This is a genomic window from Cellulomonas cellasea (assembly GCF_030372105.1).
Lineage (GTDB): Bacteria > Actinomycetota > Actinomycetes > Actinomycetales > Cellulomonadaceae > Cellulomonas_A > Cellulomonas_A cellasea_A.
The window spans coordinates 46,998-61,897 of the sequence record NZ_JAUDBQ010000006.1; the positions used below are offsets into that span (position 1 = coordinate 46,998).

The 14,900-nt window shown below is 69.7% G+C and carries 10 protein-coding genes; 8 read left to right on the plus strand and 2 right to left on the minus strand.

What is annotated here, in order from left to right; all coding sequences use genetic code 11:
• Positions 1-685 precede the first annotated feature (685 nt).
• From QUV83_RS07380 to QUV83_RS07400, 5 genes are all read left to right on the plus strand, one after another.
• Positions 686-5,497, plus strand: coding sequence for a DUF6531 domain-containing protein (locus QUV83_RS07380; RefSeq protein WP_289563551.1), 4,812 nt, complete (start codon positions 686-688; stop codon positions 5,495-5,497).
• A gap of 56 nt (positions 5,498-5,553) precedes the next feature.
• Positions 5,554-5,952 (plus strand): hypothetical protein, encoded by a 399-nt coding sequence (locus QUV83_RS07385; protein WP_289563552.1) that lies wholly within the window; start codon positions 5,554-5,556, stop codon positions 5,950-5,952.
• Positions 5,949-6,284: a hypothetical protein gene (locus QUV83_RS07390; RefSeq protein WP_289563553.1), complete on the plus strand. Its 336-nt coding sequence runs from the start codon at positions 5,949-5,951 to the stop codon at positions 6,282-6,284. The genes QUV83_RS07385 and QUV83_RS07390 overlap by 4 nt, the downstream gene beginning before the upstream one ends.
• A 125-nt stretch (positions 6,285-6,409) precedes the next feature.
• Complete coding sequence (locus tag QUV83_RS07395; RefSeq protein ID WP_289563554.1) at positions 6,410-6,727, plus strand: type B 50S ribosomal protein L31; 318 nt, start codon at positions 6,410-6,412, stop codon at positions 6,725-6,727.
• Between the two features lie 149 nt (positions 6,728-6,876).
• Positions 6,877-7,818 carry a phosphodiesterase gene (locus tag QUV83_RS07400; RefSeq protein WP_289563555.1) on the plus strand — a complete coding sequence of 314 codons (942 nt, stop codon included), beginning with the start codon at positions 6,877-6,879 and terminating at the stop codon, positions 7,816-7,818.
• Here the strand turns inward: QUV83_RS07400 and QUV83_RS07405 are convergent.
• Both QUV83_RS07405 and QUV83_RS07410 read right to left on the minus strand, forming a co-directional pair.
• Positions 7,805-9,247 carry a stealth family protein gene (locus QUV83_RS07405; protein WP_436231895.1) on the minus strand — a complete coding sequence of 481 codons (1,443 nt, stop codon included), beginning with the start codon at positions 9,245-9,247 and terminating at the stop codon, positions 7,805-7,807. The genes QUV83_RS07400 and QUV83_RS07405 overlap by 14 nt on opposite strands.
• 364 nt (positions 9,248-9,611) lie before the next feature.
• Positions 9,612-9,884, minus strand: coding sequence for a DUF2277 domain-containing protein (locus tag QUV83_RS07410; protein ID WP_289563557.1), 273 nt, complete (start codon positions 9,882-9,884; stop codon positions 9,612-9,614).
• 123 nt (positions 9,885-10,007) lie between these two features.
• Between QUV83_RS07410 and QUV83_RS07415 the strand changes: the two genes are divergently transcribed.
• The 3 genes from QUV83_RS07415 to QUV83_RS07425 all read left to right on the plus strand — a co-directional run bounded on the left by QUV83_RS07415 (position 10,008) and on the right by QUV83_RS07425 (position 14,897).
• Complete coding sequence (locus QUV83_RS07415) at positions 10,008-10,508, plus strand: GyrI-like domain-containing protein (protein ID WP_289563558.1); 501 nt, start codon at positions 10,008-10,010, stop codon at positions 10,506-10,508.
• A 91-nt stretch (positions 10,509-10,599) separates the two neighbouring features.
• Positions 10,600-13,701, plus strand: coding sequence for a 3-phosphoshikimate 1-carboxyvinyltransferase (aroA, locus tag QUV83_RS07420; protein WP_289563559.1), 3,102 nt, complete (start codon positions 10,600-10,602; stop codon positions 13,699-13,701).
• Positions 13,698-14,897 (plus strand): acyl-CoA dehydrogenase family protein, encoded by a 1,200-nt coding sequence (locus tag QUV83_RS07425; RefSeq protein ID WP_289563560.1) that lies wholly within the window; start codon positions 13,698-13,700, stop codon positions 14,895-14,897. Before aroA ends, QUV83_RS07425 begins: the two co-directional genes overlap by 4 nt.
• Positions 14,898-14,900 lie beyond the last annotated feature (3 nt).

Here is a 14,900-nt window from a genome sequence, read left to right on the forward strand (position 1 = left end):
AGTGGCTGGTTGGGCTCGTATGACGGGCTAGTCGCGAGCGCGTTCCGGCTATGCCTCTCAGCTTCCGTGCCTGGCGCTACGCGCCGGTGCGTCCGCCCCACGGCCCGCAGCGCCGAGCTGGCGCTGCACGAAGGTCTGCTGGGGCACCGATCGCACACAATGGAGAAGAGGCGGCCGAAAGGGTGAATCCGGCCGATTAATCGCCACCGAGGTAACAGGCATCGCTACCGTCAATATGGCGGACAAGCCGCGCATGCCAGGGGAGTGCGCAGCAGGTTCGCGGTGACAGGGGCGGCATGAAGCGGAAGTCTGGATTTCCGACCATGTTTCTCCCAATTCTCATGCGCTAGGGTGCTTGTCATATATCCCATCGCCTCTGGTCAGGGTGGCGTTAGTTCCCGCCGACAATTCGAGAACGGCTCGCTTTGCTGATCTTCCGGAGTGGCGGAGCATCAGCCGGACCGTTGATGTTCGCGCCGGCCCAGGCCGTGCGGGAGGGGGCCTCGTAGTGCGTATCCGTTTCCAGCATGTCGTTGTCGTGATCACTGCTGTGGCGTGCGGTGTGGTGTCGGCCGGGCCGTGGCCCGCCGCGCCGGCTAGTGCAATTGAGGCGCCGACGGTGGTGGCCTCGGCAAAGCCAGTCGATCCCGGCCCGCTCTCGTTGACAGTGCAGGAGGGCGAGGATGTGACGACCCTCGTCGCGACCGGGGCGGGCAAGGACCTGAGTCAGCCCGTGGTGATTCAGGCCGACGATGGGGCGGTGCTCGCGACCTGCATCGTTGGCGACGACTGCGCTGTTGAGGTGCCGACGGGCGAGACCGCGTCGTACATCGCTCGGGCGGGGGACACGTTCTCGAAGCCGGTGGTGCTGTCCTGGCCGGAGGCGCCCGAGGTCATGGAAGCCGTCTCGGAGGCGTCGCGGCTCACACTGCCGTTGCCGACATCGGGTGAGGAGACGACGGGTACGGAAAATGGGTGGGGGCTCACCATTGGCACACGGCCGGTGTACCAGCTCGACCCGTGGGACGCGAACGGTGGATGGGGGCACAGCTCAACTTGGCCGACCTACGCGAGCTCCGCTTGGTATGAGTTCTACGCCGGCGCGACTCCGCCAGCCGGCATTGATCCGAGCGACGAGTACCAGGTTCAAATCCGCGACAAAGACACCGACACGCTCGTATGTGGCGGCGTGGCCCCCGGTGAGTTGAGCGCGTGCTCGTACTACAACGGCTTTCAGGGGCCTACTCAACATGAAATCGCTGTCGAAGTGTGGAGGCAAGGGGAGGTTATCGCGTCGCTACCATACGACGGCTGGTACGACCGATACTTGTATCTCGAGTTCTGGTCGCAGAACGGCAGCGTCTTCCGCGCCGGTGAACCCATCACGCTGCAGGCGTTGAGCAGGGACGACAACTTCCCGTGGGACGTCTACTCGCTCTACGTCCAGGAGACGACCACCGGCGAGATCCTGGCGAGTTGCGATTCGAGCCCGTGCATCGTTGACGCCAGCCCGGGCTACTACACGGGCACCCGTGCGTACCGGGCATTCGCCGCTGACCCGGACGACCCGACGCTGCGCGTCGCGGCGTCAACGTCGTACTACACGGTCTCGCGCGACTCCTGGTCCGCGTCCATCTGGCAGTACGGCCCGGTGCAAGGCGGACGCGTCCCCGTCATCGTGACCACCGGCGGCCAGAACGTCGGAAAGACAGGCGGCCACTACCGGACCTACGTCCTGGACCTCACGGCAGGGACCGTAGTGAAGACCTGCACGACCGGCAGCGAGTGCATCACGACGGTAGACGCGACCAAGGGGCACTCGTACGCCGGGGTCGTCGCATCGAGCGAGGGCCCAAACGTCGACATCCAGGCGGTGAGCTGGAACCCGATTACCTTCACCTCTGACGGCGGCACCATTCGCAACGGCGTGCGTTGGGAAACCAGCGGTGGGTACAACCCGTCGATCCCGAGCTGCCAAACCTGCGCCGGCGACCCGGTGAACACCTACACGGGGGAGTTCTGGGACACGATCACCGATCTCTCCCTCGGTGGTTTGGCGGTCACGCGAAACTACGGCTCCACGGTCGCTTCGATCGACCAGGGCTTCGGACACGGATGGTCCTCCAACCTGAGTATGCGGCTCGAGAAGGCGCACTCGACCATCGGCGCCGACCTGTCCGAATCCCAGCAGCTCGTCGTTGTCCAGGAGAATGGTTCGTTCGTTCCGTTCGCCCGCACCGACGACGGATTCGCCACCGCTGCTCGCGTTCAGGCGACCCTCGTCGCGCGAGAAGACGGGACCTACGCTTTCGAGCGGAAGGACGGCCAGACCTACGTCTTCGCCGCAAACGGCGAGCTGACCACGATCACCGACCGCAATGGCAACACCCGTACCCTCACCTACACCGATGGCGACCTGACGCGGATCGCAGACGACCGTGGCCGCTCGATCGACCTGTCCTGGACGGACGGTCACGTCACCACCGTGACCGACAGCACCGGCCGCAGCGTCGGCTACACCTATGACGCCGCAGACGATCTGGTGGCGGTCACCGACGTCACCGGTGGGGTGACGACCTACGAGTACGACTCGGCGCACCAGATCACCGCGTTCACCGACCCGAACGGCGCGCGCGTCGAGAACGTCTACGACCACGGCAGGGTCGTGCAGCAGACCGACGCGCTCGACCGGGTCATGACCTTCGTCTACGACATCGACTCGAGCGGTGACGGCTCCACGCTCGTTACATCGCCGGACGGATCGAAGACCCGCAGCACCTACGCCGACGGAGCCGTGGTCGCCCAGACGGTGGCCGAGGGCACCTCCGCGGAGGCGACGACCACCTACGCGTACGTCGATGGCCTGCGGGTCGCGACGACCAACCCCGCGGGCGAGACGACCACTGTCACCTATGACTCCCGCGGCAACCAGACGTCGGCGACCGACCCACTGGGCCGCACCTCAACAAGCACATACGACGAGTTCAACAACCCGCTAGTGGTGACGAACCCGGCAGGCGAGGCCACAACGTTCGCCTATGACGAGCGTGGGAACCTGCTGTCCTCGACTGGTCCAGACGGTGCGCGGACCACGTACACCGTGAACCCGGACGGCACTGTGGCGTCCGTCACCGATGCCCTTGAACGCGCGACGGTGATGACGTACGACGCGCACGGTTTCTTGGCCTCGATGACGGCACCCGACGGTGCGGTCGCGACCACGGCGTTCGACTCCTTGGGGCGGCAGGTATCAGCGACGAGCCCTCTGGGTAACATCGCGGGCACGGACCCGGGGGACTTCACCTCGACGTTCACCTACGACGCGGCCGGTCGGCAGTTGAGCGCGACCGATCCGCTGGGTGCGTTCGTGGCATCGGCGTACGATGCCGGAGGCCGGCCGACGACGGTGACGGATGCGACCGGCGGTGCCACGACCACCGAGTACGACGTGGCGGGCCAGGTCACCGCGGTGGTCGATGCCGCCGGGAATCGCACCGTATTCACGTACGACGCCGCTGGCCGGGTCACGAAGGTCACCGACGCCACCGGCGCATCGACCTCGACCTCCTATGACCCGCTCGGCCGCCCGACTGCGGTGACCGACGCGCTCGGTCGGGTGTCACGCACGGAATACGACGCCGGGAACCGGGTCACAGCCACAATCACCCCGTCCGGTGCGCGGACCACCTACACCTACGACTCCGGCGACCAGCTCCTGACCGTGACGGATCCGTTGGGAAAGGTCACGACCACCACCTACGACCAGGCCGGGCGTCCGGTGACGGTGACCGACGCCGACGGGCGCAAGGTCACCACGAGCTACGACGCGGCGGGGCGCCCGGTGAAGGTGCTGCGCGCTGACGGCAGTGACCTGAAGTGGGAGTACGACACGACCGGGCAGGTCACGGCAACGGTTGATGCTTCCGGGGCGCGCACGACCTACACCTACGACGCTGCGGGCCGGCGTGCGACTGCGACCGATACCGCCGGGCGCACCACGACGTTCGGATACGACGCTGCGGGCCTGCTCACCACGCTGACCCAGGCCGACGGCTCGGTGACCACCTACGCGTACGACGCCGCAGGGCGGCGCGTCAACACTGACTACTCCGACGACACCCCGGACGTGGCCACGGCTTACGACCTCGCCGGACGACCGACCGCGGTCACGGACGGAACCGGCACCACGGCGTACGCCTATGACGTATTGGGTCGGGTACTCGAGGTCGTCAATGGCGACACGTCAGTCGGGTACGCGTGGGACGTGCTCGGCCGCTTGACCGACCTCACCTACCCCACGGGCGAGGTCGTCCACCGGGCCTACGACACCGCGGGCCAGCTCACCAAGGTGACCGACTGGGCTGACCGGGACTACACCTACACCTACGACGCGGACGGCCGCACCGAGCAGGTCGTCTACCCCAACGATCTCGTGACCTCCTACGACCGCGACGACGCCGGCCAAACCCTGGGCATCACCGTCAGCGGGAATGGGATCGACCTGCTCGAACTCGCCTACGGGTACACCGACGCCGGGCTCCTCGCCGACCAGACCACCATCCGATCCACCCAGTCCCGCGCGCCGCCTACCACGGCGACCACCAGCAGCGACTTCGCCTGGGACGGGCTCGGGCGGATCGAGCAGATCACCGGGGACAACGCTGGCGCGTTCACCTTCGACGCCGCCGGATCGGTCACCACCCTGGCCGACGGGCGCACCCTCGCTTACGACACCGCCCGCCAGCTCACCACCCTCGCCACACCCGCCACCGGCACAGCCCCCGCGACGACGACGGCGTACGCGTACGATGCCCGCGGCAACCGGGCCACCGCCACCACCGACACCGGCCCGACTGCGGGGACCGTCGGGCACGCGTACAACCAGGCCAACCAACTCACCTCAGTCACCGGCCTGGGCGCGGCCACCACCAGCTACACGTACGCCGCCACCGGCCTCCGCGCCACCGCCACCACCGGCACAACCGTCGAGCAGTACACCTGGGACACCCTCGCCGGCGTCCCACTACTGCTCACCGACGCGACCCACGCCTACGTGTACGGCAACGGCAGCACCCCGCTCGCCCAAGTCGACCTGGCCGACGCGTCCGTCGACTACCTGCACACCGACGCCCTCGGCTCCGTGCGCAGCACCACCGACCAGGCCGGCGCGGTCACCTCGGACGCGGACTACGACGCCTACGGGATCCCGCAGGCCGTCACCTCCGTGCTCTGCGCGGCGGTCACCCGGTTCGGATACGCCGGGGAGTACACCGACCCCACCGGCTACCTCTACCTCCGCGCCCGCTACTTCGACCCCACCAGCGCCCAGTTCCTCACCCGCGACCCCTCGAAGCCACCACCGGCAACCCCTACGGCTACACCGATGGCAACCCCCTGCAGTTCACCGACCCCCTCGGCCTTGACTGGTGGAACCCGGGCACGTGGACGGCTGACACTCTCGACAACGTCTCGCTGGGACTTGGTGTCGCTGCAGTAATCGTCGCCGCGACAGGTGTAGGGGCGCCGGTTGCGGCGGTCCTCGGAGGCTTGTCCATGGCTGCGGCGGGAGGGGCTTCGCTTCGCCACTACCAGCAGGGCGACTGTGCGAGCGCCGCCCTGTCCGCGGTTGGAATGATCCCGGGACTCGGAGTCGCGGGCCGCGTCGCTGTTAAGGGCGTCCAAACGTCCGCAGACCTCTTGCAGGTGGCCGCGCGATTCGCCCCGTCCCGAGCGAGGGCTCTCAGGTCGTATGGTCGAGAGATTGACGAGCACATCGTCAAGCTCGAGAAGTACTTGCGAGATCCGGATGCCTACGATAATAAGGGCTTCCTCGCCGCCGCTGGTGACAATATTGCTCGTCGTGAAAGTATAATCAACGGAAGGGCGACCGGTCTGCTGAAAGAGATCGACACGCAGTTTGACAACTTTTTGAAGGAGTTGATGGTCTGGTGAGTGATATTGAGGTGGATCTTTCGCAACTCCGCGCGAAGATCGATCGACTTTTGGCTGAGTTGATTCGCCAGCATGGTACTGGGCTCGACATTTCATTCGACTACTTTTGGGAGATTCAAGACCTGCGCCTGACTGACGTGTTCCAAGAAGCGCCTGAAGTCACGATCGGCCAGGTTAGTGAAGCGTTGGAGTTTCTCGATGTGGACCTTGAGAGGTGGGAAGGGGGAACTGAGAGCCTGCTCGGGGCGCCTCTGAGATGGCTGTCCAACGTACTCGCGTCGGTTGCGGCCGAATTGGAGTACGGCGGGTCTTCAGCCTCGACCCGGCAGTAGCCGCGATCGAAGCACCCCCAGTGGCCAGGTGGTGCCTCGTCACAGGCCGGTCAGCTCCGCTGTACGCGACCGTAAGCCTCGCGCCCCCGGCTGCGCCTTCCAGCCTCCCGGCACATGCTGGAGTCATGAAGAAGGACATCCACCCCGACTACCACCCGGTCGTCTTCCGTGACGTGTCAGGCGAGTTCGCCTTCCTGACGCGGTCCACGGCGACGCCGTCCAAGACCATCGTCTGGGAGGACGGCAACACCTACCCAGTGGTCGATGTTGAGATCTCGAGTGCGACGCACCCGTTCTACACGGGGCAGTCGCGTGTGGTCGACACCGCTGGCCGCGTCGAGAAGTTCCGGCAGCGCTACGGGGACCGCACGGCCAAGGCCGCCGAGAAGAAGGCGGCTCCCGAGTCACCGGCGCCCGAGGCGTCCGACTCCGACGAGTCCTGAGGGCCCGTCCGGCGGCGGCCTGCGAGACCGCGGCGCCCCGCTCTGCCCGGACGCTCCCGGTTCGACGCCTCACCGACGCCTGGAGGTCGCCGGGTGTTGGGTTGGGGGTGCTGAGATCGACCCACGACCGGGATCTAGGACGGGGAACGATGAGCCACCGCGTAGCCGAGCACCCTCGACCGCACCATGTGCTCTGGCACCTGAGTGACCTCCACCTGGTCGGCGACGGCCCCCTGTATGGGGCGGTGGACGCGACGGCGCGGCTGCGGCAGGTGCTGGCCGAGGCGGAGGCGTCGGGCATCCGGCCGGACGCGATCGTCGTCACCGGCGATTTGGCCGACAAGGGCGAGCCTGACGCCTACGCGACGCTGAGGGCCCTCATGGACCCCGTGGCCGCGCGGCTCGGCGCGCTCGTCGTGTGGGCGATGGGCAACCACGACGACAGGGCGGGCGTCCGCCGCGCCCTGCTGGGAGAGCCAGCCTCCGACGACCCGATCGACCGCGTCGACGAGGTGGACGGCCTGCGCATCGTCACCCTCGACACCAGCGTGCCGGGCCACCACCACGGCGAGATCCGCCAGTCGCAGCTCGACTGGCTCGCCCAAGTGCTGGCCGAGCCCGCCCCGCACGGCACCATCCTCGCGTTGCACCACCCGCCAGTGCCGAGCGTGCTGGACCTCGCGGTGCTCGTCGAGCTGCGCGACCAGCACCACTTGGCCGACGTGCTGCGCGGCACCGATGTGCGCACGATCCTCGCCGGCCACCTGCACTACTCGACGACCGCGATGTTCGCGGGCATCCCCGTGTCCGTCGCGTCGGCCACCTGCTACACGCAGGACCTCAACGTCGCGGCGGGCGGCCTGCGGGGACGCGACGGCGCGCAGGGCTTCAACCTGGTGCATGTGTACGACGACACGATCGTGCACTCGGTGGTGCCGCTCGGCTCGGGCCTCACGGTGGGGGAGCCCGTGACGCCCGAGGAGGCGGCCCGACGGCTCGCCGCCGCGGGCGTCGTCATCCCGGAGCCGCTCCGCGAACGGCGCGACGCGGGAGCGGGCGACCGCTCCCGCGTGACTGTCAGGCAGGGCTGACGGGACCGTCCTCTGCCGTCTTCTCCCACGGCGCCGCGATCGGGTAGTACTGCTCGAGGAACTCGGTCACGGCACGGGTGCGCAGGTCCGCGTCGATCTCGGGGAAGCTGCCGTCGTTGAGGCAGAAGAAGTCCATCTCCCGTGAGGCGAGCAGCGACGTCATGTCCGCGAGCCCGGCTCGCGACGTGGTGTCGACGTACTTCACGCGGGCGTTCTCCTGTGCCACGGCGCGGCCCATGAGCAGCGCGTAGTAGTGGTACAGCGAGTTCGTCACGGAGATGTTCGAGCTCGCCCGGAACGGGCTGGCCGCGGTGGCGGCGAACTCGTCGGGGAACTCGGCCTCCAGCTCGGCCATGACGCTGCGGCGCAGCGGGGTCGCGGCGTGCTCCAGGTGGCGGGTGGTGACACGGCCGAAGCGCTCGTTCAGTAGGCGCCGGTTGACGCGTGCGGCGTTCTCGAACCCGCTGCGCACCTCGTTGTTCTCACCCAGGCCGATGCGGGTGCTGGCCTCGATGAACTTGGTGATCCCGCCCGGGGAGAAGAACATCGCCGGGCTCACCGCGCGGCCGAAGAACATGTCGTCATTCGAGTACAGGAAGTGCTCGGCGAGGCCGGGGATGTGGTGCAGCTGGGACTCGACGGCCTGCGAGTTGTGCGTGGGCAGCACCGAGGTGTCGGTGAAGAACTCCTCGCTGCGCACGAACGTCACCGACGGGTGGTCGGCCAGCCACGCCGGCTTGGGGGAGTCGCTCGCGACGAAGATGCGGCGCACCCACGGGGCGAACATGTGCACCGAGCGCAGCGCGTACCGCAGCTCGTCGATCTGCCGGAACCGGGCCTCGGAGTCGTCGCCCTCGCCCACCACGTAGCTCTGCATGCGCGCGGCCCGGGCCTTCTGCCAGGCGCTGTCGGAGCCGTCCACCCAGGAGAACACCAGGTCGATGTCGAAGCTGATGTCCGCCGCGTGCTCGGCGAACATGTTCTCGATCGTGGTCCACGTCCGCCCGTAGCGCTCGACCTCGCCGCGCACCGCCTCGTCGCGGTGGATGGTGCGGCGGGTCAGCGAGTTCTCGATCGGCAGGACGATGTCGTCGTCCCCGAACGCCCACAACTCGATCTGCACGCCGGTGGCGGCGCCGTACCGCAGCCCGCCGTTGAGGCACACCCGCGGCCGGTACAGCCGGAACGCCCGGGCCTTCGACGTGGTGGACAGGGCGCCGTCGGCCACCAGCAGCGTCGGCGCCTTGGCGTCGAGGGGCTTGACGTAGAACGGCTCGTCCGCGCACGCGCTGGCCAGCGCCGCGCGCAGGGCCTTGCGCTGCGCGCGGTCCACGGCGATCACGGGGCGCTCGTCGTTGCCGCGCACCAGCAGGCAGTCGATGCCGGCCGTGTCCAGGGCGTCGCGCACGAACAGCAGGTCCTCGACCATCGCCGCATGCGGTGTGAGATCGGTGTTGACCAGGCAGTAGCGGCCCTTGAGCAGGACGACGTCGTCGCGCTCGCGGAGTCGGGCGCGGGAGGCGGCGGTGACGGGCAGCGCGGGCTCGACGGCAGTCTCAGGGGGTGCGAGGTACACCTCGCGCGGGGCGGGAACGGTGACGATGGCGAGTCCGATGGTCGATGGGGGGAGGAGGCGCCACGAGCGAAGTCATCAGATCCCATCGGATCGACCACTCCGATGAGGCAGGCTGAGCGTACCTGTCGGTAGACCCCGCGCAACCCCACGTCGACGGCGCCGTTCCCACGCCGACAACGGCCCCCGTCACCTGTCGGACGAGTCCCTCAGGCGCGGCTCAGGCGGGCGCGAACCGCTGCGCGCTGCGCGCCTTCGCCTTGGCGGCCTCGACCTCGCGGTCCTTGGGCGGCGCCGACGTCACCAGGTCGTCCAGCAGGTGCTGGGTGATGTGCGCGATCTCGGCCACAGCCCGCTCGAACGCGGCGCGGTTCGCCTGCGACGGGTGGGTGGAGCCGCTGACCTTGCGCACGAACTGCAGGGCCGCGGCGTGCACCTCGTCATCCGAGGCGGCGGGCTCGAAGTTGTGGAGGGTTCGGATGTTCCGGCACATCCTTCGAGGCTAGGAGTCGCCAGCCCCGAAGGGAACAGCAGCGCAGCGCAGGACGTCGTGGGCCTCCCGGCCTAATGTCGGGATTGCCTCACGCCCGTGGGGCGCCGTCTCCGAGGAGCCGACATGCCGCAGCCCAGCATCCAGCAGCGCGACGCCCAGCCCTACCTGGGCATCCGCGAGTCGATCACCATGTCCTCCTTCGACAAGGTCGTGGAGCGGCTCGACCAGCTCGCGATCTGGATGGCGGCGGCGGGCGTCGAGGCGTCGGGGCCGCAGTTCATCCGCTACCACGTCATCGACATGGACCGCGAGCTGCTCGTGGAGGCCGGCGCGCCCGTCGCCGAGCCCGTGCAGGGGGAGGGCGACGTGGTCGCCGGGGTGCTGCCCGCGGGGAGTTACGCGACGGTCACCCACACCGGCCACCCGGACGAGCTCATCGGTGTCACAGGCGACCTGCTGGCCTGGGCGGAGCGCGCCGGGCTCGACTTCGACAGGTGGGACGACCCGCGGGGCGACGCCTGGGCCTGCCGGGTCGAGTCCTACCTGACCGACCCGGACGACGAGCCCGACATGACCCGCTGGCAGACCGCGCTGTACTTCCGCCTGGCCGATCCTCCGCGCTGACCTCACGGCATGCCCCATGGTGGTGGCCGCCCCCGCCCACTAGCGTCGTGGACAAAGCGGACATTGCTGACGGCACGGGGGGCGCTCAGGCATGTATCTGTCAGTTCTCGGCACGCATCAACCCATCGGCGGCGCCGTGCAGGTGCCCAACTCGAAGTACCACGCGCATCGGGCGCTGATCCTCGCGTCGTTGGCGCCGGGAACCAGCCGCATCACGGGCCTCACCGACGCCCGCCACGTCCAGTACACGGTGGCGATGCTGCGCCAGCTCGGCGTCCGCATCGACGTCCAGGACGGCACCTACGTGGTCCACGGCGGCCCGTACCGCCCGCACCGCGACGTGGTCACGGCGGGCAGCTCTGGCACCACGCTGTACTTCATGGCCGGCCTGGCCGCGCTGGGCGACCGGGATGTCACGGTCACCGGGCAGAAGTACTTCCAGCGCCGCCCGATCGGCCCGCTGCTCGCCGCGCTGCGCCAGATGGGCCTCGATGTGGCCTCCGCCGACGACTGCCCGCCCATCCGGGTGCGCGCCGCCCGGCCACGCGGCGGCGAGGTGCACATCGCCGGCACCCTCTCGCAGTGGATCTCGGGGCTGCTGTTGCTGGCGCCGTTCGCGTCGTCCGCCACCACGGTGGTCGTGGACGGGCCGCTCAACGAGCGCTCCTACCTGCAGCTCACCGTCGAGATGATGAAGCAGTTCGGGCTGCACGTGCAGGTGTCCGACGACTGGCGCCGCTTCGAGGTGGAGCCCGACCAGCAGGCCGTGGCCACCGATCTGCGGATGCCGCCGGACATCGGCTCGGCGGCGTTCGGGCTGGCCGCCGGGGCCCTGCACCCCTCTGACATCGTGCTGCACGGGCTCCGCTCGACCAGCTCGGCGCGGTCCGACCATCCCGAGGCGCATCTGCTGGACATCGCCACGGCGATGGGCGTGCCGATGGCCTACGACCCGCAGGTCGACGCGGTGCGGGTGCGGCATGACGGCGCACGGCTGCGCCCCGCTGACATCGACTGCCGCAGCGTGCCGGACATGCTGCCGATCCTGTCGGTGCTGGCCTGCTTCGCCGACGGCGAGAGCGTCTTCCGCAACGTCGAGCATGTGCGGCTTAAGGAGTCAGACCGGGTGGCCGCGATGCTGCAGCTCAACAGCATGGGCGCGGATGTGCGGATCGAGGGCGCCGAGCTGCGGGTGCGCGGGGTGCCCGGGCTCAGCGGCGCGGACCTGTCGTCCTTCAACGACCACCGGGTGCTGATGTCGCTGGCCGTGGCGGCCTCCGCTGCGGAAGGGCGCAGCACCCTCACCTACCCGCACGCCTACCGGATCTCCTACCCGGAGTACCTGGAGTCGATGACGACCTTCGGGCTGGACATGCGGGTGGACGACGGCCGGCTCCGTCGCCGGGCGCCCCACCACCCGGCGGTCCGCACAGCTCGGGCGGCAAGGCCGCACACCATCGCCGGGCCGGGGATCGACGCGGCGGCGCAAGTCACCGGCGGCCAGTGGGTGCGGCGGTGGGCGGCCGAGCGGCCCAACGAGACGGCAGTCGTGGACGCGCGCGACAACGCCACCGGGCATCTGACCTGGGCGCAGCTCGACGCCGAGGCGGATCGCGCGGCCGCCGCGCTGCTGGGCCTGGGGGTGCGGCAGGGGGACCGGGTGGCCTTCCAACTGCCGAACTGGCGGGAGTTCGTGGTGCTGTCGACGGCTGTGCTGCGCGTCGGCGCGGTGGTGGCCCCGATCATGCCGATCTTCCGCGAGCGCGAGGTCGCATTCGCCCTGCACAGGTCGCGCGCGCGGGTGATGGTCGTGCCGGACGAGTTCCGGGGCCGGCGCCACGCGGAGGAGCTCGACGGCATCCTGCGCGCCGGCACGGGCCGGGACCCGGGGTACGGGCTGTTCCTGGAGCACGTGCTCGTGATCGGCGAGGTCCCGGAGCGCTGTCGGCCCGGCGTCGCGCCAGAGCCCGGGGATGCCGCCGCGCCCGACGAGCCGGGTCGCACACCCCGCTGGCACAGCTGGGCCGAGGCGATGGCCGGGGCCGAGGTGCGGCGCGACGTGCTCGACGACCGCGCCCCACGCCCCGACGACGCCGCGCAGCTCCTGTTCACCTCCGGCACCACCGGCGAGCCGAAGGGCGTGCTGCACCGGCACCAGACGCTCAGCCGCGCGGCGGCGATGGAGGTCGCGCACCTGGGCCTGACCAGCGACGACGCGATCTTCATCCCGTCGCCGCTCGCCCACCAGACGGGCTTCCTCTACGGGATGTGGCTGTCCTTCGTGCTGGGCGCCCCGCAGATCCTGCAGCCCGTCTGGGACCCGGTGCGCGCGCTGCGGCTGCTGGGCGGCTGGAAGGGCACGTTCGCGCAGGCCGCGACGCCGTTCCTCACCGACCTGGTCAAGGCGGTGGAGGCCGGGGAGCCCGCGCCCGCGAGCCTGCGGATCTTCGTGAACACCGGCGCCGCGGCGCCCCGACACCTGGCCGAGCGCGCCACCCGCGTGCTGGGCGCCGCGGTGTGCGGGGCGTTCGGCACCACCGAGACGTGCCTGGGCAGCCTGGCCGCCCCGCAGGACGACCCGGCGCTGGTCTGGGGCACCGACGGGCGGCTGCTCGACGGGGTGCGGGCCCGCATCGTCAGCGACGACGGCCACCTCATCCCGGCGGGCGGGGAGGGCAACTTCGAACTGCACAGCCCCACGATGTTCGACGGCTACCTGGACCGCCCCGACCTCACCAAGGAGGCGCTCACCGAGGACGGCTGGTACCGCACCGGCGACCTGGCCACCCTCGACGACGCGGGGTTCCTGCGGATCACCGGCCGGGTCCGCGACGTGGTGAACCGAGGCGGGGAGAAGATCCCCGTCGCCGAGATCGAGCAGCTCCTGTACCGGCATCCCGGCGTCGACGACGTGGCCATCGCCGCGATGCCCGACCCACGCCTGGGCGAGCGGGCCTGCGCGTTCGTGGTCCCCGCCGCCGGGGCGACCCTCACCCTGGCCGACCTCACCGCCTACCTGGACGGCCACCAGGTGTCCAAGCACTACTGGCCGGAGCGGCTCGAGGTGCTGGAGAGCCTGCCCCGCAACGCCGTGGGCAAGGTGCAGAAGTTCCTGCTGCGGGACCTCGCCCGGCAGTTCACCACCACATCCCACGCAGCCCCATCCGCCGACACCCCAGGGAGCACCTCGTGAGCATCGCCGCCATCACCGCCGACGGCCGGGGCAGCAGCATCCCCGACCAGGAGTTCGACCAGCTCCTCGCCGAGGTCACCGCCTGGGTCGAGGGCCCGGGGGAGGCCTGGGCGGAGCGCATCGAGGCCGACGGCGACGTGCCCGACGCGCTGTGGGACGAGCTGGTGGGCCTCGGCTACCTGGCGCTCGCGGCGCCACGCGACCTGGGCGGGCGCGGCGTCAGCTTCGTGCAGTGGATGGGGCTGATGGAGGTGTTCTCCCGGTCGCACGCGTCGGTGCGGATGATCGTGCACGTGGTCAACGGGACGTGGCGGGCCATGAACCCCTACGCCGACGAGCGCCAGCGCGAGCTGTTCATCAAGCCCGCGATCGCCGGGAAGCTCACCGTCGCGTTCACGCTGACCGAGCCCGGCAACGGCACGGGCGCGGACATCACCTCCACGGTGCGCCGCGAGGGGGACGTGTACCTGCTGACCGGGCGCAAGCACCTCATCACCTTCGGGGTGCGGTGCGACTACTGGCTGCTGTTCGCCCGGCTGGCCGGCAGCAGCGGCAAGGAGGGCACTGTCGCCCTGCTGGTGGACCGCCAGACCCCCGGCGTGGTCGTCGAGGACAGCTCGCAGACCATGGGCGTGCGCGGCACCGACCACGCCACCCTGCTGTTCGAGGACGCGCCGGTGCCGGTGTCGCAGCGGCTCGGCGCGGAGGGCGAGGGGCTCGCGGTGGCGCTCGGCGGGTTCCTCACCCCCAGCCGCATCTCCGTGGCGATGAGCTGTGTGGGCCTCGCGCAGCGCGCGCAGCAGCTCGCCGTCGCGTACGCCACCGAGCGGGTCACCTTCGGCAAGCCGTTGGCGTCCCGGCAGGCCATCGCGTTCCAGCTCGCCGAGAACGCGGCGGATATCGAGGCTGCGAAGGCCCTGACCCTCACCGCGGCGCGCGCCTGGCAGGACGGCGACGACCGGGCCCCCGCGCTGTCCTCGATGGCCAAGCTCACCGCCGTGGACATGCTCACCCGCGTCACCGACAAGGCCCTGCAGGTGCACGGCGGCATCGGCTACTGGAAGTCGATGCCCATCGAGCGGGTGTACCGCGACGCCCGCGCGCAGCGCTTCGAGGAGGGCACCAACGAGATCCAGAAGACGGTGATCGCCCGGGACCTGCTGCTTCGCGCGGGACTCGGCAGCGGCCAGGGCTGAGCG